Annotated in this window: 18 protein-coding genes; 11 read left to right on the top strand and 7 right to left on the bottom strand. The window is 73.9% G+C overall.

Features of this window, described 5'->3' with window-relative positions:
- The first annotated feature begins 24 nt into the window (after positions 1–24).
- From ribD to OG899_RS24365, 3 genes are read left to right on the top strand one after another with little or no spacing between them, the layout of a single operon-like run.
- Positions 25–1,119: a bifunctional diaminohydroxyphosphoribosylaminopyrimidine deaminase/5-amino-6-(5-phosphoribosylamino)uracil reductase RibD gene (gene ribD, locus OG899_RS24375; RefSeq protein WP_406311153.1), complete on the top strand. Its 1,095-nt coding sequence runs from the start codon at positions 25–27 to the stop codon at positions 1,117–1,119.
- Positions 1,116–2,501, top strand: coding sequence for an NAD(P)H-dependent oxidoreductase (locus OG899_RS24370; protein WP_406311152.1), 1,386 nt, complete (start codon positions 1,116–1,118; stop codon positions 2,499–2,501). The genes ribD and OG899_RS24370 overlap by 4 nt, the downstream gene beginning before the upstream one ends.
- Positions 2,498–3,235: a class I SAM-dependent methyltransferase gene (locus OG899_RS24365; protein WP_406311151.1), complete on the top strand. Its 738-nt coding sequence runs from the start codon at positions 2,498–2,500 to the stop codon at positions 3,233–3,235. The genes OG899_RS24370 and OG899_RS24365 overlap by 4 nt, the downstream gene beginning before the upstream one ends.
- 368 nt (positions 3,236–3,603) lie before the next feature.
- On the opposite strand, the gene OG899_RS24360 is transcribed toward OG899_RS24365, so the two are convergent.
- Positions 3,604–5,055, bottom strand: coding sequence for an MFS transporter (locus OG899_RS24360; protein ID WP_406311150.1), 1,452 nt, complete (start codon positions 5,053–5,055; stop codon positions 3,604–3,606).
- 60 nt (positions 5,056–5,115) lie between these two features.
- On the opposite strand from OG899_RS24360, the gene OG899_RS24355 reads away from it, so the two are divergent.
- Both OG899_RS24355 and OG899_RS24350 read left to right on the top strand, forming a co-directional pair.
- The gene (locus OG899_RS24355) at positions 5,116–5,775 is read left to right on the top strand and encodes a TetR/AcrR family transcriptional regulator (protein WP_125499137.1); all 660 of its coding nucleotides are present in this window, start codon (positions 5,116–5,118) and stop codon (positions 5,773–5,775) included.
- A 138-nt stretch (positions 5,776–5,913) separates the two neighbouring features.
- A complete protein-coding gene (locus OG899_RS24350) occupies positions 5,914–8,862 on the top strand; it encodes an AAA family ATPase (RefSeq protein ID WP_125499136.1) in 2,949 nt (982 codons plus the stop codon).
- A 16-nt stretch (positions 8,863–8,878) separates the two neighbouring features.
- Here OG899_RS24350 and OG899_RS24345 read toward each other — a convergent pair whose 3' ends face one another.
- Positions 8,879–9,472 (bottom strand): TetR/AcrR family transcriptional regulator, encoded by a 594-nt coding sequence (locus OG899_RS24345; protein ID WP_125499167.1) that lies wholly within the window; start codon positions 9,470–9,472, stop codon positions 8,879–8,881.
- A 330-nt stretch (positions 9,473–9,802) separates the two neighbouring features.
- On the opposite strand from OG899_RS24345, the gene OG899_RS24340 reads away from it, so the two are divergent.
- Positions 9,803–10,966, top strand: a complete 1,164-nt coding sequence (locus OG899_RS24340; RefSeq protein WP_251503566.1) for an MFS transporter — start codon at positions 9,803–9,805, stop codon at positions 10,964–10,966.
- 85 nt (positions 10,967–11,051) lie between these two features.
- Here the strand turns inward: OG899_RS24340 and OG899_RS24335 are convergent, their stop codons facing one another.
- Entirely contained in the window at positions 11,052–12,131 is a 1,080-nt protein-coding gene (locus OG899_RS24335; protein ID WP_125499166.1) for an alcohol dehydrogenase catalytic domain-containing protein, read from the bottom strand.
- 289 nt (positions 12,132–12,420) lie between these two features.
- Here OG899_RS24335 and OG899_RS24330 point away from each other — a divergent pair, with 289 nt between their 5' ends.
- A complete protein-coding gene (locus OG899_RS24330) occupies positions 12,421–13,047 on the top strand; it encodes an acetate uptake transporter (RefSeq protein WP_125500155.1) in 627 nt (208 codons plus the stop codon).
- 48 nt (positions 13,048–13,095) lie between these two features.
- Here OG899_RS24330 and OG899_RS24325 read toward each other — a convergent pair whose 3' ends face one another.
- Positions 13,096–14,979, bottom strand: a complete 1,884-nt coding sequence (locus OG899_RS24325; protein WP_125500157.1) for an ABC transporter ATP-binding protein — start codon at positions 14,977–14,979, stop codon at positions 13,096–13,098.
- 387 nt (positions 14,980–15,366) lie between these two features.
- On the opposite strand from OG899_RS24325, the gene OG899_RS24320 reads away from it, so the two are divergent.
- The 4 genes from OG899_RS24320 (at position 15,367) to OG899_RS24305 (ending at position 21,094) form a co-directional block, all read left to right on the top strand.
- Positions 15,367–16,446, top strand: a complete 1,080-nt coding sequence (locus OG899_RS24320) for a mechanosensitive ion channel family protein (RefSeq protein ID WP_251503569.1) — start codon at positions 15,367–15,369, stop codon at positions 16,444–16,446.
- Between the two features lie 202 nt (positions 16,447–16,648).
- Positions 16,649–18,868, top strand: a complete 2,220-nt coding sequence (locus OG899_RS24315) for an NADP-dependent isocitrate dehydrogenase (protein ID WP_406311149.1) — start codon at positions 16,649–16,651, stop codon at positions 18,866–18,868.
- Between the two features lie 118 nt (positions 18,869–18,986).
- Positions 18,987–19,790 (top strand): N-formylglutamate amidohydrolase, encoded by an 804-nt coding sequence (locus OG899_RS24310; protein ID WP_406311148.1) that lies wholly within the window; start codon positions 18,987–18,989, stop codon positions 19,788–19,790.
- 77 nt (positions 19,791–19,867) lie between these two features.
- Positions 19,868–21,094, top strand: coding sequence for a cytochrome P450 (locus tag OG899_RS24305; protein ID WP_125500151.1), 1,227 nt, complete (start codon positions 19,868–19,870; stop codon positions 21,092–21,094).
- 6 nt (positions 21,095–21,100) lie between these two features.
- On the opposite strand, the gene OG899_RS24300 is transcribed toward OG899_RS24305, so the two are convergent.
- From OG899_RS24300 to OG899_RS24290, 3 genes are all read right to left on the bottom strand, one after another.
- Positions 21,101–21,601 (bottom strand): hypothetical protein, encoded by a 501-nt coding sequence (locus tag OG899_RS24300; RefSeq protein WP_168131169.1) that lies wholly within the window; start codon positions 21,599–21,601, stop codon positions 21,101–21,103.
- Positions 21,598–22,173 (bottom strand): RNA polymerase sigma factor, encoded by a 576-nt coding sequence (locus OG899_RS24295; protein WP_125500149.1) that lies wholly within the window; start codon positions 22,171–22,173, stop codon positions 21,598–21,600. Before OG899_RS24295 ends, OG899_RS24300 begins: the two co-directional genes overlap by 4 nt.
- A 62-nt stretch (positions 22,174–22,235) precedes the next feature.
- A complete protein-coding gene (locus OG899_RS24290; RefSeq protein WP_168131168.1) occupies positions 22,236–23,666 on the bottom strand; it encodes a S8/S53 family peptidase in 1,431 nt (476 codons plus the stop codon).
- Positions 23,667–23,783: the final 117 nt, after the last annotated feature.

Raw genomic sequence — 23,783 nt, 5'->3', positions numbered from 1 at the left:
GCGTCCGCCACGGAGGAGTCCGCCATGCGCCGCGCCGTGCGGCTGGCCGCGACCGCTGCGGGGCGCACCAGCCCCAACCCCGTCGTCGGATGCGTGATCCTCGGCGCGGACGGCACCGCGGTCGGGGAAGGCTTCCACCGGGGCGCCGGGCAGCCGCACGCCGAGGTCGAGGCGCTGGCCGCGGCCGGGGACCGGGCTCGCGGCGGGACCGCCGTGGTCACCTTGGAGCCCTGCGCGCATCACGGCCGCACCGGGCCCTGCGCCGAAGCGCTGCTGCGGGCGGGCATCGCCCGGGTGGTCTACGCGGTGCCGGACCCGAACCCGACCGCGGCGGGCGGCGCCCGCCGGCTGCTGGACGGCGGGGTCGAGGTGGTGGGCGGCGTGCTGCGCGCCGAGGCCGAGCGGGGCAACGAGCTGTGGCTGACCGCCCAGCGCCGCGGGCGGCCGGCCGTGACCTGGAAGTTCGGCTGCACCCTGGACGGGCGGGCGGCGGCACCGGACGGCACCTCCCGGTGGATCACCGGCCCCGAGTCCCGGCGGGACGCGCACGCCCTGCGCGCCCAGCACGACGCGGTGCTGGTGGGTTCCGGCACGTTGCGCGTCGACGACCCGCACCTGGGTCTGCGGCACGGGGTGACGGGCGTGCCCCCGCTCCGTGTCGTCCTGGACCGTGACGGCACCGTCGCACCGCACGCACGCGTCCTCGACGACGCCGCGCCCACCCTCGTCGTCACCGGTCCTCGGGCGCCGAAGCCGGTGCTGCCCGCCCGGCACGAGGTGCTGCGGGTGCCGGTCACCGACGGCGCGCTCGACATGGCCGTGCTCCTCGACCGGCTCTGGGACCGTGGCGTGCGCTCGGTCCTGCTGAAAGGCGGGGCCCGGCTCGCCGCGTGGTGTGCCGCCCGGGGCCTGGTGGACCGTGTCGTGGCGTACGTGGCCCCCTTGCTTCTGGGCGCCGCCGGCCGTCCCGTCCTCGGGGACGTCGGCGCCCCCACGCTCGCGGCGGCCCTGCGGCTGCGGCTGGACGAGGTGACCCGTCTCGGCGACGACGTACGGCTGCTGCTGCGGGCACGGGACCTGCCCGGCGGGGACGGCGGGCCGGAAGGAGGCGGGGCATGAGCCACCGGGTCGCGGTGGTGTACCACAGCCGGCACGGCACGGTGCGCGCCCTGGCGGCGCTGGCCGCCGAGGGAGCGCGGCAGGCGGGTGCCGAGGTGCGGCTCCTGCGCGTCACGGACGACGAACCCGCCGGTCACCGCTGGCCGGAGCCGGAAGCCGTCCCGGAGGACGTGCTGTGGGCGGACGGGCTGGTGCTGGCCTGCCCCACCTACTACGGCAATGTGTCGTCGCCCTTCAAACGGTTCCTGGAGTCGACCTCGCCGCTGTGGCAGCGGGGGCTGCTCGCCGACCGGGTGGCGACCGCCCTGACCGTCTCCACCCAGCGCCACGGCGGCCGGGAGGCGACGCTGACGGCCCTGCACCACACCCTGTACCACTGGGGCTGCTGGGTGGCCGGGTCCGATCCGGCCGACCCGGTCACCCGGGCGGCGGGCGGGACACCGTACGGCCTGGCCGCCGACAACCGCCAGGGCGAGCCCGCCTCGCACGAACGGGCCGCCGCGCGCGCCCTGGGCCACCGTCTGGCCACCCTGACCGCCCGGTCCCGTGCCCGGTTCCTCGTGTCCCCGGCGCCGGCCGCCCTGCCGGAGCACGGGCCTCACCGGTCCGCCGTCGAGGGCCCCACGGACGACGCCGCAGCCGACGTCCCGGCGGCCACCGGGCAGGCGGACGCCGGAGCACCCCGTGCCGCGCTCCCCCGCGACGCCTCCCGTCCCGTCCGGCTCGCCGTCGTGCACCACGGGGAGGAGGCCGCCGTCCGGGTCCTGGCTCAGGAGATCGCCGCGGCGGCGCGGGCGGTCGGGGCGCGGGTGCGGTTGCGCCGGGTGCCCGGCGGCAGCGGGGCCGCGTCCGCCGCATGGCTGGGACCCGCTGCCGCGCCGGCCACCGTGGCGGACATCGCCTGGGCCGATGCCGTGGTGTTCGGTGCGCCGGTCCGGCTGGGCGCGCCGGCCGCGCCGCTGCTGGACTTCGTGCAGGCGCTGGAGCCCGCCGAGGGCGGCCGGGGTCCGCTGTGGGGCAAGGCGGCGGGCGGTTTCGCCGTCGCGGCGGCGCGGCACGCGGGGTGCGAGACGGCCCTGCTCCACCTCGGGCACATGCTGCTGCACGGTGGCGCGGTGCTGGTGCCGCCCGGCTACACCGACCCGTCCGTCAAGGCGGCGGGCGGCAACCCGTACGGCACGTCGCACTGCCGCTGTGAAGGTTCCCTGCCCACCCCGCAGACCCTGGCCGCCGCGGCGCATCAGGGCCGGCGCACCGCCCTCGCGGGCGACCTGCTGCGCCGTGCCCCGCGTTCCTCCCGCACCGTGCGGGCGGGCTCCGCGGACGCCGGCACCGGGCCTGTGCGGCTCGTCATCCGGTCCAGAGGAAGGAGCACGGCATGAGTGTGCAGCAGTACGACGCGATCGGTGAGGCCTACGAGGGATTCAAGACGCTGCCTCTGGCCCGCTACGCCGAGTGCCCCAGCTTTCTGGCGCTGCTGGGTGACGTGCGCGGCATGTCGGTGCTCGACCTGGCGTCCGGCACCGGCTTCTACACCCGGCAGATCAAACGTCTGGGGGCGGCCGAGGTGCTGGGCGTCGACGTGTCCGCCGAGATGGTCGCCGCCGCCCGGGAGATCGAGCGGCGCGCTCCGCTCGGCGTGCGCTACGCCGTCGCCGACGTCGCCGAACTCTCCGTCCCCGAGCGGTCGTTCGACCTGGCGAGCGCCGTGTACCTGCTCAACTACGTCGAGGACGCCGCCGAGATGGAGCGGATGTGCCGAGCGGTGCACCGCAGTCTGCGGCCCGGTGCCCGGTTCTGCGTGCTGACCCAGGCACCCGCCTTCCGTTTCGACGGCCCGTCCATGGCCAAGTACGGCTTCACGTACGAGCCGGTGGGGGAAGGCCCGATCGGTCCCCGGGTGCGCATCACGGCGCTGCTCGACCCGCCGGTGCGGTTCGTCACGTCGTACCCGCGCCGCGAGGTGTACGAGCGCAGCCTGCGCCGGGCCGGTTTCCGGGACGTGACGTGGGTGCCGCTGCATGTGTCGGAGGACGGTCTGCGTGACCGGGGCGCCGACTACTGGGCGGACTTCCTGGCCGATCAGCCGCTGATCATGCTCCAGTGCCGGGCCTGACCGCACGCCACCGGGCAGGCGGAAGTCCTCGCCCGGCCGTGTCCGACGGCAGGGCGAGGACTTCCTTGTGCCGCCGCAGCGGCCGGGACGGTCCGAGAGCGCGAGACGGGGGACGGATGACGCGCCCCGGCACCCCCGGTTCCTCTCCGGCGGCAGTCCAGGGGAGTACGGCACGGCGGGCCCGCGCAGGCGTGGAGCGGGGCCTTCGGCGGCCGCTCCGGTGCGGCGTGCCGGGGCCGGGCGTTTACCGGCGGCAGTGCTCCGCCACGGCCCGCACGGCACGGCCCTGCTCCGGCACGGTGCCGTCGGGCCCGCGGTGCCGGCACCGGCCGTGGCCGGTCGCGGTGCTCGGCCGGGCCGGGACACCGTCAGCCGGACGCGGCGGCGGGCCGCAGGCGCCGGGAGAGCAGCAGGCCGGCCAGGGCCAGGAGCGCCGTGAAGGCGAACAGCCCGACCAGTGCCGTACGGGTGGTGGCGTCGTAGTGCCGGGCGATGGCCAGTGACGCGCCACCGAGTCCGGCGACCACACCGGTGGCGAGCGTCTGGGCGAGTTGCAGCGCCCCGCTCATCTCGCCCTGGCGCTCCGCCGGTGCCTGCTCCAGGGTTTCCGTGGTCGAGGCGTTGAACGCCACTCCCATGCCGATGCCGCCGATGGCCCAGCCCACGACCGCGACCCAGGCGGGCAGCGACTCGGTCAGGATCGACAGGGCGATCACCGCCACGCCCAGCAGCAGGACGAGGAAACCGAGGGCCACGCTGCCGGCGCGTCCCGCCGTGGCGTCCCGCTTGGCCTGCCAGGCCGAGCCGAGCACCCAGGCGATGGCGCCCGCCGACAGGCCGAGACCGGCCGCCCACGCACTCAGTCCGCGCAGTTCCTGCAGACCCAGGGGCAGATATGCCTCGCTGCCGAAGTAGGTGCCGCACAGCAGGGCCCGGACGACCACACCGGCCCCCAGGCCCGCACGCGCCGTCAGGGTTCCCTCCGGGGTGACCCGCCGCAGGGCCGGCAGGGCGACGACGATGCCGACCACGGCGAGCACGACGAGCAGGACCAGGTTCTTCAGCAGCAGCGCCTGGAGCAGCACACCGGTGCCCACCGTCAGCAGCAGCGAGGAGGCCAGCGGACCTTTCCACCACGGCTCGGCCGGCGCCGTCCGCCGATCGTCCTGAGGACGTTCCAGGCGGCGCAGCGCGGGCAGGGTGAGCAGCGCCGCGACCGCCGCGATGGGCAGCATGAGCACGAACACCGCGCGCCAGGTGGTGCTGTCCGCCAGCGTGCCCGCGACGACCGGGCCGATCAGCGACGGGATCGTCCAGGCCGAGGAGAGCAGGGCGAACATCCGGGCCCGCAGGTGCTCGGGGTAGGCCAGCCCGATGACCGTGTAGGCCATGGCCATCACGGCGCCCACGCCCAGGCCCTGCAGGAAGCGCCCCACCAGGAACAGCGGCCAGGAGGTGGCCGCACCGGCCACCGCGCAGCCCACCGCGAAGACGGCCGTTCCCGCCGCGACCGGACCCCACGGGCCGCGGCGGTCCGCGGCACGTCCGGCGAGCACGGTGCCGATGATGTTGGCGAGCATCAGCGCCGACAGACCCCACCCGTAGGCGCCGAGCCCGTCGAGGCTCCGGGCGATGTCCGGCAGGACCGTGGCCACGCCCAGCGACTCGAACGCGACCATGCCCACCGACAGGATCACGCCCAGGCTGAGCGCCCGGTAGGGGCCCGAGAAGACGCTCTCGGTGGGCGCCGGGGCAGTCGGTTCGGGAGCGGTCGCCCGGCTCCCCGTGTCTTCCGGTAACCCGCCGACGTGTCGAGACATGGTGTCACCTCACAGGAATTACGTTCCGATGCGGAACGGAATGATAAATATACTGAGGGCATGGTGACGACGCGACAAGAACCCGCGGGTACCGCCCCGCCGACCGCACAGCGCTCGCGAGGACGGCCACGCGACACACGGATCGACGCCGCCGTCCGGAGCGCGGTGATGGAGATCCTCAACGAGGTCGGCTACGGCCGGCTGACGCTGGAGGCGGTCGCCGCACGGGCGGGCACCAGCAAGCCGACCCTGCGCCGGCGGTGGCGTTCCCGTCAGCACCTCGTCGTCAGCGCGCTCGTGCAGACGATGGGCACCTCGCCCACCCCCGACACCGGCTGCACGCACTGCGACCTCATCGCCGGGATCCGCACGCTGAGTCACGCGTTCACCACCACCGTCGGGCGGCGTGCGCTGCCCGCGCTGATCGCCGACCTCGCGGACGACCCGGAACTGGAGTCGGAGTTCCTGAATCAGCTCTTCCATCCACGCCGCGCCGCCACGGCGGCCGCCCTGCGCCGTGGGATCCAGCGCGGAGACATCCGCCCCGACGCCGACATCGACCTGCTGCTGGACATGCTCGGCGCCACCGCCTACTACCGGGTGCTCTTCGGCCATCTGCCGCTCACGCCGAGCCTGGCCGAGGACGTGGTCGAGGTGGTCCTGGCCGGTGTGGCCACCCCGCAGTGGCGCAGTCGGCACGGGGCCGTGGACGGCGTGTGAGGAGGCGGTGTCCGCGTCCTCGAGCCCCCGCCGGGCCCCTGCTCCGGCCGCCCGGTCGTACCGGTCGCGGGCGCACGCCGCCGCGCGGACCGCACCAGCCGCGTCGGTCCTGGCCAAGGAGACGAGAAAGGGAGTCACGTGCTGAGCCGCGACTGTGAACTGTCCGATTTACGAGGGGTTCTGGCCTCGGCCGCCTCGGGCGTGGGCGCCAGCCTCCTGCTGGAAGGAGGCATCGGGTCCGGCAAGTCGTATCTGGCACGCACCGCCGTCAGAATCGCCCGCACCGGCGGACTGCACGCGGTCTCCCTCCGCGCCCGTCCGTCCGGCACCGCCCTGGCATGCGACGCGTTGCGCCAGCTGCGGCACAGCGTGGCGGCCGTGCCGTCCCCCGCGGACGCGGCCGCACAGCACCCGGCGGGACGACCGCACGGCCCCGAGGCCGCCTCCGACTGGCTCGACCGGTTCGTCGCAGCCCTCACCCCGCGGACTCCGGTGCTGATCGCCGTGGACGACCTGCACTGGGCCGACGAGGGCTCGCTGTACTGGCTGGACCATCTGATGGCTCGTCTGGAGGGGCTGCCGGTGGCCCTGCTGGCCACGATCACCCCCGGCCTGTCCTCCCCCCGCGACGACGACCCCGGCCACGGACGCAGCGCCGCACCGTCGGCGGACGCGCACGCGGCGGGCGGGGGCGTCGGTGCCCGTGACACCGGCACCCGCGCGGACCGCGCCGCCGTCCTCGCCCGGGTCGTCTCCGACTTCCAGCAGCGCACCGTCCTGCCCGGTCTCAGCCCGGCCGCCGTCGGCTACCTGCTGACCTCGTTCTTCGGCGGTCCCGTCGCCGACACCGTGGTGAGTGCCTGTCACCGCGTCACCGGTGGCAACCCGTTGCTGGTCCACGCCCTGCTGCGCGAGCTGAGACGCGGCGGCGAAGCCGTCGGACCGACCTGCGAGCAGGTCGAACGCCTGGGCTCGGTGGAGATCGCGGAGACCGTCGTCGCCCGTTTCCGGGACCGGTTCCCCACCGTGGGCCGGACTCTGGACGCCGTCGCCGTCACCGGCCGTGCCGACAGCGACGCGGCGCTGGTCGCCGGCCTGGCGGGCATCCCCCGGCCCGAGGCCGCCGACATGCTCCACACCCTGGTGCGCTGCGGTGTGCTGCAGGACAGCGACGAGGGCGTCGTCTTCGCCCAGCCGATGATGCGGAACTCGTTCCTCGCCGCGCTGCCGCCCAGCGAGCACGACCGGCTGCACACGGCCGCCGCCCGCGCCCTGCACGCCGCCGGAGCGCCCACGCAGGAGGTGGTCCATCACCTGCGGCACACCCCACGCATCGGTGGACGCTGGGCCTACCGGCTGCTGTTCGACTCCGCCTGCGCCGCTCTGTCGCGCAACGACCTCGAGGAGGCACGCACCCTGCTGGAGCGGTGCATCCAGGAGGGCGACGCGGCAGACCGGCCCGAACTGCTGCGCCTGCTCGGCTATGTGGACGTCGTCGCCGACGCCCCGGCCGCCGCCGTCCGGCGGCTGCGCACCCTGGAAGGGCCCCGACACGGCGACGACACCGCGCCCCTCACCCTCGTGGTCAACCTCGTCCAGGCCATCGCCCTCGACGGCGACCTGGACGGCGCCGAACGCACCGCGCGGGCCGCGCTCACCGGTGTCGAACCCACCGGCCCCGCCCAGGAACCGGCCGCGGGAGCCCTCGCGGTGCTCGGCGTGCTCGGCCTGCTCACCGGCCGGCCTCGTACGGCGCCGCCCCTCCCGGCCGCCGTCGCCGCCCGCACGTCCTGGGTGCGCTGTGCTCAGGCCGCGCTGTCCGCGCTCACCGCCCGTACGCACGGCGGGCAGCGCGCCGAGGTGCTCCATCACGCCCGGGCCGGACTGCGGGAGCCCGTCATCTCCGCCGACGTGCCCACCACGCCCCTGCGTCTGCTGCTCGCCCACCTGCTGTGCGAGGCGGGGGAGCACGACGAGGCGCTGGCTGCCTGCCGCACTCTGGCCGCCGCGGCCCACGCGGAGGGCGCCCGCACCATGGCAGCCCTCGCCGAGACCGTCCTGGCCATGTGCGGCTACCGGGCCGGGCGCCTGTCCGAGGCGGCCGGGGCGGCCCGCTCCGCGCTGGCGGAAGGACCCCCCGGGGCCTGGCTGGGCAGCACCCTGGCCCGCTGCTGGCTCGGCGGCATCCTCCTGGACAGCGGCGACCTGGACGGCGCCCGCCGGCTGCTGCTGGACGACCTGTCGCTGACGGACCTGCCCGAGGCGGCCGTGCCGGATCTGCTGTTCCACCGCGGGCGGCTGCACGCGGCACTGGGTCACATCCACGCCGGGATCGCCGACCTGGAGGAGTGCGGCCGGCGGTTGCCGCGCAGCCCGCACGGCTACGACCGCCACCCGTGGCGCACGGTCGCCGCCACCCTGTACGCCGCCGTGGACGACCGGACGGCAGCGAAGCGGCTGGCCCGCGAGGAACTGGAGCTGGCCCGTGCCTGGGGGGCTCCGCACGCCGTCGCCACCGCGCTGCACACACTGGCCCTCATCAGCAACAGCGGGCACCGCTTGTCTCTGCTGCGCGAGGCGGACGGGCTGCTCCAGGACTCGGGAGCGTGGCTGGAACACGCCCGGGTGCTCCGGTCGCTGGGCCACGAACTGCTGCGGCTGAGCAAGATGCGCCAGGCCCGCGAGCAGCTGCGCGCGGCGCTCGCCCTGGCCGAGAAGTGCGGCGCCGGGCCCCTCGTCGACGACTTGCGGGCCGATCTCACCTCGGCGGGCGCCCGGCCCCGGCGCGTCGAGACCGGTCTCGACGCCCTCACACCGGCCGAGTACCGCACCGCCGTGCTGGCCGCCGAGGGACTGACGAACCAGGAGATCGCCGACCGTCTCTTCGTCACCCGGCGCACCGTCGAACTCCACCTCACCCGCGTCTACCGCAAACTCTCCCTCTCCGGCCGCGCCGACCTGCCCGCCGCGGTCGCCGGGCAGGTGACCGCCGCGGACCACCGCTCCCTGCGCCGCGTCGGCACCGACGGCCCGGCGAGCCCGCCGAGGACCGCTCGCCGTTCGACGAGACTCCGTCCGGCCTCCTGAGCGCCGGGCGGTGCCGTCAGTCGCCCGGCGAAGAGGGACGGGACCGCAAGGAGGCGAGCACCAGATCGACGCTCTGTTCGGTCAGCTCCGGGGTGACGGAGCCGTGGCCGAACAGAGCGCGGTAGTACACGGGAGCGGCCAGGGCGTCCAGGACGAACTCCATGTCGAAATCGGGGCGGATGTCCCCGCGCTCGGCCGCGGCGCGCAGCCGGCGCGCGGTGGAGGCACGGCGGGGCTGGAAGACCGAGTCGAGGAAGTCCTGCCGCAGATCGGGCTGCCGGGCCAGATCCGCGACCAGCGCGGGCAGCACCCGGCTGACGTTCGTCGCCGTGAAGGCCTCGACCAGCGTGCCGACGCCGGTCAGCAGGTCGGCCCGCAGATCACCGGTGTCCGGTGTCGGCTCGTCCCCGAGAGCCGAGGCGACGGCCTCCGCGACCAGGTGCTGCTTCGACGGCCAACGGCGATAGATGGCGGGCCGGTAGACCCCCACCCGGGCGGCGACCTGGCTGATGGACGTCCCTGCGTACCCGACCTCCTCGAGCAGTTCGAGCGTGGCGCGGAGTACGGCCTGATCGATCTGCGGGTCCTTCTTCCGGCCGGCCGTACGCACGGCACGGTCCGGCGGTGTCGAACTGCGGGGCACGAGGCTGCCTTCCGGTGCGCTTCACGAGTACGTCCTGCCCAGTCTGCCGGGTCCGGTCGTCGCGTCCTCCTGCCGGTCCGTGCCGAACGGATCCGGTGGAGCGATCCGCGGGGAGCCGGAGTCGCCCGTGCCCGGGAGCGACCACCGAACTGATTCAGTACGCACTGTATCGTAATGCCGATCCTCTCCCGTCTCAGATCGGACAGCGTCATGCGCCCCAGCTCTCCTGCCTTACCCCACCGGACGCAACGGGTTCCGGAGGCCGAGCCGCCCGCCCGCCGCACAGCCCTGCTCCTCGTGGCCCTCGTGCTGCTCGCGCTCAACCTGCGCGCACCCCTCACCTCCGTCGCACCGCTGCTGAAGCCGCTCCGTGACGATCTGCGCATCGGCGACACAGCGGTGGGCGTCCTCACGTCCCTGCCGTTGGTGTGCCTGGGCCTCTTCGCATTCGTCGCACCACGGCTCGGCCGCCGCCACGCCACCCGCACCCTCCTGACCGTCTCGCTCGCCGTCCTCGCCGCAGGCGGCCTGCTGCGGGCCGGCACCTCACCCGTCGCGGTCTTCGCGGGCACCGTGCTGGTGGCGGCACCGATCGGGATCGCGAACGTCCTCGTACCAGGACTGATCAAGCGCCGGTTCCCACGGTCCGTCCCCCGTGTGTCCGCCCTGTACTCGGGCGCACTCACCGCCGGCGCCGCCGCGGGCCCCGCGGTGGCGGTGCCCCTCGCCGAGGCCACCGGATCGCCCTGGCGGATCCCGCTGCTGCTGCTCGTGGTGCCGCTCGCGCTGGTGACCGCCGTGGTGGTCCTCATCGCTCTCGGCCGGCAGCGGGACGAGGCGGCCCCCGACGCCTCGCCCGTCCCCGGCGGGAGACCGCCGGCCTTGTGGCGCAACGCGCTGGCCTGGCAGGTGACCGTGTTCTTCGGCGCGCAGGCGCTGTTGTCGTACACCGTCTTCGGATGGCTGCCGACCATCTGGCAGGACCGCGGGCTGAGCCAGGCGTCCGCCGGACTGTCGCTGTCCCTGTGCAACGCCGTGGGCGTCCTGGGCGCCTGGCTGCTGGCCGTCAGCGAGCGGCGCCTGCCCGATCAGCGGGTGGCCGGGGTCGCTGTCGCCTGCCTGACCGCCGTCGGCCTCACGGGAGTGGTGGCGGGGCCGCGGAGCCTGCTGTGGCCGTCGAACATGGTTCTCGGGCTCGGGCTCGGAGCCGGATTCGCTCTGGCACTCAGCCTGTTCGCCCTGCGCTCGCCCGACGCACCGACGACCGCCGCCCTGTCCGCCATGGGCCAGGGCATCGGCTACCTGATCGGCGTACTGGGCCCCCTGGCAGCGGGGGCCCTGCACGACGTCACCGACGGCTGGACCTGGCCGCTGGCCGCGCTGCTGCTCGCCTGCGCCGTGCAGATCACGGTCGCCTTCGCCGTCGGCAGGTCTCGGGTGATATCCGGGGAACCCCGCTGACGCGGCCGTCGGCTGCGGCCCGGCGTCCGATCCGCAGCCGACGACGGACGGCGACCTGCCCGACGGCGTGACGGACCGGCCGTCGTCAGCCCTCGTACACCTCGGAGGCGGGGACGACCTCGCGGTGCGGCCCGCCGAGGACGACCTTGATGGCGCCCGTCTCTGCGGGGTGGGCGAACACCTCGTAGGCCTCCTCGATGCGCTCCAGGGGGAACAGGTGCGTGATCAGCTGCCCGGTGGGCAGCCGGCCGGTGGCGGCCATCTTCAGCAGCGTGGGCGTGGAGCGGGTGTCGACCAGGCCCGTGGTGACGGTGATGTTCCTGGCCCACAGCTCCTCCAGGTGCAACGTCGCCGGCCGGCCGTGCACACCGACGTTGGCGATCCGGCCGCCGGGCCGCACCATGCGGGTGCACAGCTCGAAGGTCTCCGGCAGGCCCACCGCCTCGATCACCACGTCCGCGCCGAGGTCGCCGGTGAGGTCGGCGACCAGCTGCTCGGGTTCCTCGCGGGCGTCGCACACCACGTCGGCCCCCAGTTTGCGGGCGGTCTCCAGGCGGGTCGGTGCGACGTCCACCGCGACGACCCGCTCGGGCGCGAACAGCCGGGAGGTGGCGATCGCGGCGAGACCGACCGGACCGGCACCCACCACGGCCACCGTGTCGCCCGGGGCGACCCGGCCCGCGAGCACGCCGACCTCGTAGCCGGTGGGCAGGATGTCGGCCAGCAGCACGGCCTCCCGGTCGGTCACCGAGGCGGGCAGCGGGTGCAGCGACGTGTCGGCGAAGGGCACCCGCACGTACTCGGCCTGGGTGCCGTCGATGTGCCGGCCGAGCAGCCAGCCTCCGCCGCCCAGGCACTGGCCGTACATGCCCTCGCGGCAGAAGCGGCAGCGTCCACAGGCGGAGATGCAGGAGATGAGCACCCGCTCCCCCGGCTGCACCGCGCGCACGTCGGCGCCGATCTCGACGACCTCGCCCACCGCTTCGTGGCCGAGGACCGTACCGGGGCGCACCTCGGGCACGTCGCCCTTGAGGATGTGCAGATCCGTCCCGCAGATGGTGACGGTGTCGACCCGCACGACGGCGTCGGTCGGGTCCTGGACGTCCGGGTCCTGGACGTCCTGCCAGGCGGAGCGCCCGGGGCCCTGGAAGACGAAACCTTTCATGCCGATCTTCACCCTTTCGTCCGGCATCGTCCGGTAGCTCCAGTGTGGGCGCGCCGGCCCGGATGCGCGCGGGCGGCACCGTGCCGTCGCGAGCGGGGCCGTCGCGAGCGGGCCGGGACGCGGCGGTTCGGCGCATCGCGCCGCGGGCCTGCGTGCCCGGGCAGGCGGACACCTGGAACGGGCGGGCGGGCGGGTGGAATCCGGGCGGCGGGCGGGACACGTAGAAGCAGCGCGACGGGGGTACTCAGGTGCAGGTCACGATGGCCTCGGGTCGAAGGGATGTCCGGTCATGGCCGACCACACGAGCGGCTCCGTCCGCGACCAGGCGCGCCCGGCGGATCCGCAGGCGCGGGCGCACGCCGATCCCGCGCCGGTGGGCCTGGCGGGCCTCGCGCTCACCACCCTGCTGCTGTCCATCGTCAACACCGGCCTCGTCGACGAGACCGGTGCCCTGATACCCGTCCTCGGCCTGGCGCTCTTCTACGGGGGTCTGGCCCAGTTCGTGGCGGGGCTGTTCGAGTTCCGCCGGGGCAACACCTTCGGCGCGACGCTGTTCATGTCCTACGGCGCCTTCTGGCTGTCCTACGGGTGGATCGTGCCGCACCTGCTCGGGACCGGTGCCGTCGCACAGAACGCGCTGGGGCTGTATCTGCTCGGCTGGGCGATCTTCAGCTCGTACATGGCGGTGGCGGCGGTGCGGACGAGCGTCGTGCTGCTGGGCGTGCTCGTGCTGCTGACGCTCGCCTTCGTGCTGCTCGCCGTCGGGCAGTTCCTGGGCGGGGCGTCACCGCATGTGACGGTGCGGGTGGGCGGCTGGTTCGGGGTCGCGGCGGCCCTGCTCGCCTGGTACGCCTCCGCGGCCGCCGTCATCAACGCCACGCACCGGCGGACGCTGCTGCCGACCGGGCCGCGCTGAGGCCCGGCGCCGGCGGGCCCACCCAGCCGCCGCCGGCCGGCGTGACGGTCAGTGCACCGGCTGCGCGGGCCGCTCCGGCTGCGACGCGAACCGGGTGCGGTACAGCCGGGCGTACCGGCCGTCCGCCGCGAGGAGTTCGTCGTGCGTGCCGCGTTCGACGATCCGGCCGGCCTCCACGACCAGGATGAGGTCCGCGGAGCGCACCGTGGACAGCCGGTGGGCGATCACCAGCGCGGTGCGGTCCTGCAGCGCCTCGGTGAGGGCCTCCTGCACGGCGGCCTCGGAGGCGTTGTCCAGGTGGGCGGTGGCCTCGTCGAGGATGACGACGCGCTGGCGGGCCAGCAGCAGCCGGGCGATGGTCAGGCGCTGGCGTTCGCCGCCGGACAGCCGGTAGCCGCGCTCCCCCACCACGGTGTCGAGGCCGTCCGGCAGGGACCGGACGAGGTCGTCGAGGCGGGCCCGGCGCAGCGCCTCCCACAGCTCGTCGTCGCGGGCCTCGGGACGGGCCAGCAGCAGATTGGCGCGCACCGTGTCGTGGAAGAGGTGCCCGTCCTGGGTGACCATGCCGACGGTGGCCCGCAGGGAGGCGGTGCTCAGGTCGCGCACGTCGGTCCCGCCGATGCGCACGGCACCCTCGTCCACGTCGTACAGGCGCGGCAGCAGCTGGGCGATGGTCGACTTGCCCGCGCCGGAGGGGCCGACCAGGGCGACGGTCTGTCCCGGTTCGGCGCGGAAGGAGATGCCGTGCAGCACCTCGGTGCCGTCGCCGCGGTCCAGGCTCGCCACCTCCTCCAGGGAGGCCAGGGACACCTTGTCGGCGGCCGGATAGGCGAAGCGGACACCGTCGAACTCCACGGAGACCGGCCCGTCCGGCACCTCGCGGGCGTCCGGTTTCTCCTCGATCAGCGGCTTCAGGTCGAGCACCTCGAAGACCCGCTCGAAGCTGACCAGGGCGCTCATGATCTCCACGCGTGCCCCGGCGAGCGCGGTGAGCGGCGCGTACAGACGGGTGAGCAGCAGCGCCAGGGAGACGACCGCGCCCGGCTCCAGGGTTCCGCGCAGGGCGAGCCAGCCGCCGAGGCCGTAGACGAGGGCCAGCGCCAGCGAGGAGACCAGGGTGAGGGCGGTGATGAAGGCGGACTGTGCCGTGGCGGTGCGGATGCCGATGTCACGGACCCGTGCGGCGCGGGCCGCGAACTGGGCCGATTCCTCCTCGGGACGGCCGAAGAGCTTGACGAGGGTGGCACCGGGTGCGGAGAACCGCTCGGTCATCCGCGTGCTCATCGCCGCGTTGAGCGTGGCCGCCTCCCGCTGCATCCGGGCCATCCGGCGGCCCATCCGGCGGGCGGGGATCACGAAGACCGGCAGCAGGACGAGGGCGAGCAGGGTGACCTGCCAGGACAGGGCGAGCATCACGGCGAGCGTGAGCAGCAGCGTGACGACGTTGCCCACCACGCCCGACAGGGTGTTGCTGAAGGCGCGCTGGGCGCCGATCACGTCGTTGTTCAGCCGCGAGACCAGCGCCCCGGTGCGGGTGCGGGTGAAGAACGCGACGGGCATGCGCTGCACGTGGTCGAAGACCGCGGTGCGCAGGTCGAGGATGAGTCCCTCGCCCAGGGTGGCCGACAGCCGCCGACCGAGGATGCCGAGGACCGCCTCGGCCACCGCGATCAGGGCGATGAGCAGGGCGAGGCGGACGACGGTGCCCTGGTCGCCCCGGGAGACGATCGCGTCGACGACGCGCCCGGCGAGCACCGGGGTGGCCACGGCGAGCAGCGCGGTCACCACGCCGAGGGCGACGAACCGGACGATGCGACGGCGGTGCGGCCGGGCGAAGGCCCCGATGCGGCGCAGCGTCGCGCGGGCCAGGGGACGCTGCCCCTGCTGGGCGTACAGGACGCTGTGCAGCTGCGTCCAGGCAGTGGTCTCCATGCTCATGAGGCCGACGCTAGAACCTCGAGCAACGTCGAGGTCAAGCGTCGGCGGCGAGGAGTTCGTGCCGCTCCGCCGTCTCTCCGGTGCGCCACGGCACGGTCGGCCTCCCCCGGTCCCGCGTCGTCGGGCGGACGGGGCCCGCGTGCCCGGACTCGCCCCGTCACGGCAGCCCGGCGCCCCTGCACCTTCGCACCCCACGTAAGCGAACTGCCGTCCGAATACGGCAGGATGAGCGATCACGCCGGACACCGGTCCCGCCCACCGGCAGGGCCTCACGGCGCAGCTCACGCAATTTGGAACCCGAACAGGTGACACCGTGACACGACCTCACATTCCGCCGTCGGCGGCCTGCCGCGCCGCAGCTCGTCCGGGCGGAGGTGGCCGATGAACCGCGCCGTGACCTGGGACGACCTCGTCCTGACCGGTATCTCGCTGGCCGCGGGACTGGCGCTGGCGTTCCTGTCGCGCACCCTGCTGCGATGGCTCGCCACGTACGCCAAGCGGACCCGGTGGAAAGGCGACGACATCCTCGTCGACGCACTGCGCACGGTGGTGCCGTGGGCGGCGATCGCGGCAGGCATCGCGGGCGCCGCGGCGGCACTGCCGCTGACCCGGACCCTGCAGCACCATGTGAACCAGATCCTGACCGTCTGGCTGATCGCCGTGGTGACCCTTTCGGCCGCCCGGGTGGTCGCCGGCCTGGTCCGGACGGTGACCCAGTCCCGCTCCGGCGTGGCGGGCTCGGCCACGATCTTCGTCAACATCACCCGGTTCCTGGTGCTGGCCATCGGCTTCCTGGTGGTGCTGCAGACGCTGGGCATCTCCGTCGCCCCGCTGCTCACCGCCCTGGGCGTGGGCGGTCTGGCCGTCGCCCTCGCGCTGCAGGACACCCTCGCCAACCTCTTCGCCGGCATCCACATCCTGGCCTCCCGCACCGTCCAGCCCGGCGACTACATCCGGCTCAGCACCGGCGAGGAGGGCTATGTCGAGGACATCAACTGGCGCCAGACGGCGGTCCGCCAGCTGTCCAACAACCTGATCGTGATCCCCAACGGGCAGCTCGCCAAGACGAACATGACCAACTACACCCGGCCCGAGCAGCATCTGACGGTGCTGGTGCAGGCCGGGGTGGGCTACGACAGCGATCTGGAGCACGTGGAGCGGGTGACCGTCCAGGTCGCCTCCGAGGTGATGCGCGAGATCACCGGCGCCCTGCCGGAGCACGAGCCGGCGATCCGGTTCCACACCTTCGGCGACTTCCGGATCGACTTCACGGTCATCCTGGGCGTCGGGGAGTTCAGCGACCAGTACCGGATCAAGCACGAGTTCATCAAGCGCCTGCACAAGCGCTACCGGGAGGAAGGCATCAGCATCCCGGCGCCGGTCCGGACCGTGCAGTACCAGCAGGGCGCGGCGGCCGTCCCGCATCCCCGGCATCCGGAGGGCCGGGAGCTCCCCGCCTGAGTTCTGGTTCCGGCGGCGCGGGCGGCCCCGGCCGCCCGGACGCGCTCGTCAGCGGGATCCCCGCAGGATCGCGCGGCATTCCGCGGGATTCCACGGGATTCCGGCGCCTCGCGGCGCCTGCGGGCCGACCGCTGTCGAGCCTGGCCCGATCAGGGGATATCTTGATGTCGAGCAATGTTGCAGACGTGGAGCGGAGCACCCGGTGACTGACTCGACCATCATCTACACACACACTGACGAGGCCCCGGCCCTGGCCACGTACTCCTTCCTGCCGGTGGTCCAGGCGTACGCCGCCAAGGCCGGTGTTGCTGTGGAGACCCGTGACATCTCGCTGGCCGGGCGCATCATCGCGGTGTTCCCGGAGTACCTGACCGAGGACCAGCGGATCCCGGACGCGCTGGCCGAGCTGGGCGAGCTGGCCAAGCGGCCCGAGGCCAACATCATCAAGCTGCCGAACATCTCGGCCTCCATCCCGCAGCTCAAGGCCGCCATCGCGGAGCTGCAGAGCAAGGGCTACGCGCTGCCGGACTACCCGGACGACCCGAAGACCGACGAGGAGCGCGAGATCCGCGCCCGCTACGACAAGGTCAAGGGTTCCGCGGTGAACCCGGTGCTGCGTGAGGGCAACTCCGACCGCCGTGCCCCGGCGTCGGTGAAGAACTACGCCAAGACCCACCCGCACCGCATGGGCGCCTGGACCCCCGAGTCCAAGACGAACGTGGCGACCATGGGCGCGGACGACTTCTGCTCCACCGAGAAGTCCGTCGTCATCGCCGAGGACGGTGCGCTGCGCATCGAGCTGAAGGGCGACGACGGCTCCACCACCGTGCTGCGCGAGTCCGTGCCGGTGCTCAAGGGCGAGGTCGTCGACGCCTCCGTGATGCGCGTGGCCGCGCTGCGCGAGTTCCTCGCCGCGCAGGTCGCCCGCGCCAAGCAGGAGGGCGTGCTGTTCTCCGTGCACCTGAAGGCCACGATGATGAAGGTCTCCGACCCGATCATCTTCGGTCACGTGGTGCGCGCTTTCTTCCCGAAGACGTTCGCCACGTACGGCGAGACGCTGGCCGCTGCCGGTCTGACCCCGAACGACGGTCTGGGCGTCATCTTCAAGGGCCTGGAGAACCTGCCGAACGGCGAGGAGATCAAGGCCTCCTTCGACGCCGAGCTGGCCGAGGGCCCGGACCTGGCCATGGTCGACTCCGACAAGGGCATCACCAACCTGCACGTGCCCTCCGACGTCATCGTCGACGCCTCCATGCCGGCCATGATCCGCACCTCCGGCCACATGTGGGGCCCGGACGGCCAGGAGCACGACACCCTGGCGGTCATCCCGGACTCCAGCTACGCCGGTGTGTACCAGGCCGTGATCGACGACTGCCGGACCAACGGCGCCTTCGACCCGGCCACCATGGGCTCGGTGCCGAACGTCGGCCTGATGGCGCAGAAGGCCGAGGAGTACGGCAGCCACGACAAGACCTTCGAGATCCCGACCACGGGCACCGTCCGCCTCGTCGACCAGAACGGCGAGGTGGTGCTCGAGCAGGCCGTCTCGGCCGGTGACATCTTCCGCGCCTGCCAGACCAAGGACGCCCCGATCCGCGACTGGGTGAAGCTGGCCGTCACCCGCGCCCGCGCCACCGGCGACCCGGCGGTGTTCTGGCTGGACGAGAACCGCGCCCACGACGCCAACCTGATCGCCAAGGTCAAGCAGTACCTGCCGGAGCACGACACCGAGGGCCTGGACATCCGCATCCTGTCCCCGGTCGAGGCCGCCAAGCTGTCCGTGGAGCGCATCCGCCGCGGCGAGAACACCATCTCCGTCACCGGCAACGTGCTGCGCGACTACCTGACGGACCTGTTCCCGATCCTGGAGCTGGGCACCAGCGCCAAGATGCTGTCGATCGTCCCGCTGATGGCGGGCGGCGGCCTGTTCGAGACCGGCGCCGGCGGCTCCGCGCCCAAGCACGTGCAGCAGCTGGTCAAGGAGAACTACCTGCGCTGGGACTCCCTGGGTGAGTTCTTCGCCCTGGTGCCGTCCCTGGAGCAGTACGCGACGACCACCGGCAACACCCGCGCCAAGGTGCTCGCGGACGCCCTGGACCGGGCCACGGCGACCTTCCTCAACGAGGACAAGTCCCCGACCCGTCGCCTCGGCGGCATCGACAACCGCGGCAGCCACTTCTACCTGTCCCTGTACTGGGCGCAGGAGCTGGCCCGCCAGACCGACGACGCCGACCTGGCCAAGGCCTTCGCGCCGCTCGCCGAGACGCTCGCCGCCAACGAGCAGAAGATCGTCGACGAGCTGCTGGCCGTCCAGGGCAAGCCGGCCGACATCGGCGGCTACTACCAGCCCGACCCGGCCAAGGCCTCCGCGGTGATGCGCCCGTCGGCCACCTGGAACGAGGCGCTGGCGTCCCTGAACTGACGCCCGCTCCCGGACGCCGTCCGGAACCCGACGCCGCCCCGGCCGCGCACCGCCCGGCCGGGGCGGCCCCGTCTCCGCGCCCGCCCCCGGGCGCGCCGTCCCGTGTTCGGAGCCGCCCATGCCGTCCGCCGCCGTTCAGGCGTCCTTCGAGGTGCTGCCCGGTGCCGCCGCGTCGCCGGTCGTGCTGCACGTGCCGCACGCGGCACGCCGCATCCCGCCGGCCGTCCGCTCCGGCATCGTGCTGGACGACGCCGCGCTCGACGAGGAGCTGGACCACATCACCGACGCGCACACCGACCGGATCGCCGAGGAGGCGGCACGGCTGGCGGGCGTGACGCCGTGGCGGTTCGTCAACCGGCTGTCGCGGCTGGTCGTCGACCCGGAGCGGTTCCCGGACGAGCGGGAGGAGATGACGGCCGTCGGCATGGGCGCGGTGTACACGCGCACCACGCACCGCAAGGACCTGCGGCCCGCGGACACCGACCCGCGCCCGCTGATCGAGCGGTACTTCGCGCCGTACGCCCGGGCCATGGCCGAGACCGTGGCCGGCCGGCTCGCCGCGACCGGGCGCGCCGTGATCCTGGACGTGCACTCCTACCCCACGGCCGCGCTCCCCTACGAGCTGCACGGCGACGGGCCGCGCCCGCCCGTGTGCCTGGGCACCGACGCCTTCCACACGCCGCCGCGGCTGCTGCGCCTGGCCCGCACGGTGTTCGGGGAGATCGGGGAGACCGGGCTGGACAGCCCGTTCCGCGGGACCTACGTGCCGCTGGACTTCTACGGCACCGACGCCCGGGTGACCGCGCTGATGGTGGAGATCCGCCGCGACACGTACATGAGCGAGCCGGGCGGTCCCGCCGGGCCCGGCCTGGACCGGCTGGCGCGGGCGCTCGCGGCCGTCGTCGACGGCGTCTCCGGCTGATCCCCGCCCGCCTCGGGCGGCCTCCGGCTGGAGCACTCCGGCGCGACAAGCCTCCGGGGCACGGTGAGGGTGGGTGTATGACGCAGGAGATCACCCCGCCCTCGCCCGCCCCGGTGGCACCCCCGCCGGTGCGGGACTGGCCCGCGCTCGATCTGGAGGGCACCGTGTTCGACCCGGTGCTCGCGGAGCTGATGCGCGAGGGCCCGCTGACCCGTGTCCGACTGCCGTACGGCGAGGGCTGGGCCTGGCTGGCCACCCGCTGGGACGACGTCAAGCTGATCACGAACGATCCGCGGTTCAGCCGCGCCGAGGTGACCCGGCGTCAGGTGACCCGGATGGCACCGAACTTCGCGCCCCGGCCCGGCTCGCTGGCCTGGGCGGACCAGCCGGACCACAACCGGCTGCGCAAGCCGGTGGCCGGGGCGTTCACGGTGAGCGCGGTGAAGCGGCTGCGGCCCCGCGCACAGGAGATCCTCGACGAGCTGGTGGACGGACTGCTGCGGGACGGCCCGCCGGCCGATCTGGTCGCGCGGGTGCTGGAGCCCTTCCCCCTCGGCGTGGTGTGCGAGGTGATGGGGGTGCCCGCCGAGGACCGGCCGCGGGTGCGTGCCTGGACCCGGGAGATCGTCTCCACCAACGGGGCGGAGGCGGCCGGCCGGGCCAAGGACGCCCTGTACGGGTGGATCACGGCGACGGTGCGGGCCCGCGCGGACGGTGCGGGCGAGGACGTCTACGCGATGCTCGGCCGGGCGGTGGCAAACGGGGAGATCAGCGAGGAGGAGGCGGTCGGGCTGGCCGGGCCGTTGCAGATCGGCGGGGAGGCCGTCACCCACAACTGCGGGCAGATGCTGTTTCTGCTGCTGACCCGGCCCGAGCTGATGGCCCGGATGCGCGAGCGGCCCGAGGAGCGCGGCGCGGTCCTCGACGAGCTGCTGCGCTGGATCCCGCACCGCAGCAGTGTGGGCCTGGCCCGTATCGCCCTCGAGGACGTGGAGCTGCACGGGATCCGGATCGCGGCCGGCGACCCGGTCTACGTCTCCTACCTGGCCGCCAACCGCGACCCGGACGTCTTCCCGGACCCGGACGTCATCGACCCCGACCGGGACGCCGGTGCGCACCTGGCCTTCGGCAACGGCCCGCACTACTGCACCGGCGCGGTGCTCGCCCGGCTGCTCGCCGAGCTGCTGACCGGCACCCTGCTCGACCGGCTGCCGGGCCTGAGGCTCGCGGTGCCGCCCGAGCAGGTCGCCTGGCGCCGCCGCACGATGATCCGCGGGCCGCGGACCCTGCCGGTCGCCTGGTGAGGCCGGTCAGGCGCGCAGCCATTCGGTGACCACCGCCTCGTCGCCCGTGCGCAGCCGCAGCGCGAACGGGCCGGGGGGCGGTGCCTGGCCGGTGAACCGGCCCAGCTCGTCCACGGCGAGCGCGGTCGCGGACCCGGGTCCGCCGAGCACCTCGACACGGACGGGCCCGGGCGGCAGCACCTGCCCCATCAGGCCGTCCTCGCCGACCTCCACGTCCACGCTCAGCTCACCGGCCTGGAAGGTCAGCATCCGCGGCACGTCCTCGGCGCCCCTCACCGGCAGGGCGTCGGTGAGCGAGTCGAAGGTCAGCTCGGCGACGCGGGCCTCCAGGTCGTACAGGGCGTAGGCGTCCACGGCCACCTGGCGCAGGGCCTCCGGCACCGGATCGAACACCGCGGCGGCCTGCCGCAGCTCCTCCTCCAGCAGGTCGTCCTCGAGTCCGCCGGCACCGGTGTCCTCGCAGTCGTCGTCCCGCTCCTCGCGGTCGTCGCGCGCGTCGTCCCTCATGTCGCCCCCCGTTCCTGCAGTCGTGCGCGCAGCCGCTTGAGACAGCGCTGGCGCAGCGGTCCGATACTGCCCACGGCGACGCCCAGTGCGGCGGACACCTCCTGGTAGCTCGGCGGCGGCGAGGCCATGAGCACCCGCAGCAGCCGGCGGCAGCGGTCGCCGAGCTTGTCGAACTCCTGCCACAGCCGGCGGATCCGCTCGCTCTGCGCGGCGGCCTCCTCCGAGTCCAGCACCGCCTGCTCCGGTGTGCTGTCCTGGCAGACCCGGTCCAGCAGCGCCGGATCGTCCGTCACCATCAGCCGATTGAGGTTCTTGAGCGTCTTCAGGCACTCGTTGCGCGCGGTGCTGGCCAGCCAGGAGCCCGCCTTGTCGGGTTCCCTGATCCGCCCCAGATGCTGGGCGAAGCGGAACCAGACCGTCTGATAGACCTCGTGGCCGTCGGCGTCGGAGAGCCGGTGGGCGCGCACCACCGACCACACCAGCGGTCCGAGCCCCTCCACCAGCGCCTTCCAGGCCGCCGCGTCCCCGTCGGCGGCCGACCGGACCAGCGCGCCGACCTCTGCACGTTCCACCGACTCACCCCTCGTGTACGACGTGTCATCGTACGCCGTCAGGGGGAGCGTCCCGCCGGGGATCATGCGATCGGGGCGAGCCGGGTGACGGGCACCGGCCGCCAGGTCGGCGGGAGCAGCGCGGCGACGTGCGCCCCGCGCACCTCGGCGACGTCGGTGGTGGAGGACAGAAGCTGACGGCGTGCCGCACGCGGGTCGCGTTCCTTGTGGGCGGTCATGTGGGCGGCGACCATACCGGCGGCGACGGGGGCGGCGAACGAGGTCCCGCTCCACTGCGCACAGCCTTCGAACGTCACCCGGTCCGCGGCGCCGCCGGTGTTCTCCCGCTCCTCGCTGAGCAGGCCGGTGTGGTGCGGGTGCCGGCAGGTGCAGTTGTAGCGGAAGCCGAACCGGCAGCTGTCGTAGGTGGAGTGCTGGTAGACGTACGGCACGGGGGTGCGCAGCCCGGCCAGGACGCCGGTGAGCCGCTCACCGGGGGCGTAGGCCGTCACCCAGGGCCCGTGGTTGGTGAAGCAGGCGCCGAACTCGCCGTCGCTGCGCAGCGCGCCCACGGACAGCACCGCGTCGGCGTACTCGGGCAGCCCGGCGTAGGCGGCCGGCCAGAACGGGGTGGCGGAGGAGTTGTTGCCGGCGGCGGCGACCAGCAGGGTGCCGTGGTCGCGCAGTTCGCGCATGAAGGACTCGACGCCGAGCAGGCCGTCCGTGCGGCCGTTGCAGGTGCCCGCGGACAGGCTGAGGATGTCCGGCCAGCCGTGCTTGTCGACGGCCTCGAACAGCCGGTTGCCGAACTCGGATTCGAGCACGGCGCCGGCGTCGTTCAGGCCGTTGCAGACGGTGATGTCGGTGTTGGGTGCGACGGCGGCGAGAAGGCCCGCGATGAACGTGCCGTGCCCGGCGTAGGGCCGCAGCACGCCCTGCTCGTCCCGCTCCGCCGGCTGCGTCTCGCCGCGGACGTGGGCGAGCAGCTCGGCGTCGCGGTGGTCGTGGGTGAGGCCGTTGTCGACGACGAGGACGCCGACCGCGGTGTCCGGGTCGTACAGCGTCGTGTCCGGCGCGGGATTGAGTCCGGCGCCGGACGGTACGGGCACGGGCTCGTCACCGGGGCAGGCGTTGACCGCGAGGTGCACCACGTGGTTGCGGCTGACCAGGGGCCGGCCGGCGCGTGCCTCGTGTGCGCGCAGGGCGCGCAGCGCGTGCCCCACGGCCGGGTCGCCGTCGCCGCGTGCGGGGTCGCCGACCCGGATGCGGGTGACGCCGGTGCGGTTGGTCTGCGGGCCGGCCCGGCGCACCGGGGCGGGGTCCAGGTCGGGCGTCGCGGTGAAGTGGGCCCGTACGGTGTCCTCCACCAGCAGGGCCTCCTCGCCGTCGCGGGCGAGCACCACGCCTTTCTCGTAGAAGAACTCGCCCGCGTCGTCCGGGCCCATCGCCAGGGGGACATCGGGCATCGACCGCTGGATGTGGTCGAACTGCTCATGGAATCGCAAAGGCGCCAAGCCGGTGACCTCCCCGTCGGTGCGGTACGTCGTCATTCAGAGCCGCACGCCTGTGTCTTGATACAGCCGGTCCCCCGCGCCGCGCATCCCCCGAGAGGCCGCGGTCCGCACACCGCG

Source organism: Streptomyces thermoviolaceus, assembly GCF_045209695.1.
Taxonomy (GTDB): Bacteria; Actinomycetota; Actinomycetes; order Streptomycetales; family Streptomycetaceae; genus Streptomyces; species Streptomyces thermoviolaceus.
This window is presented reverse-complemented; position numbering and strand designations above follow the sequence as displayed.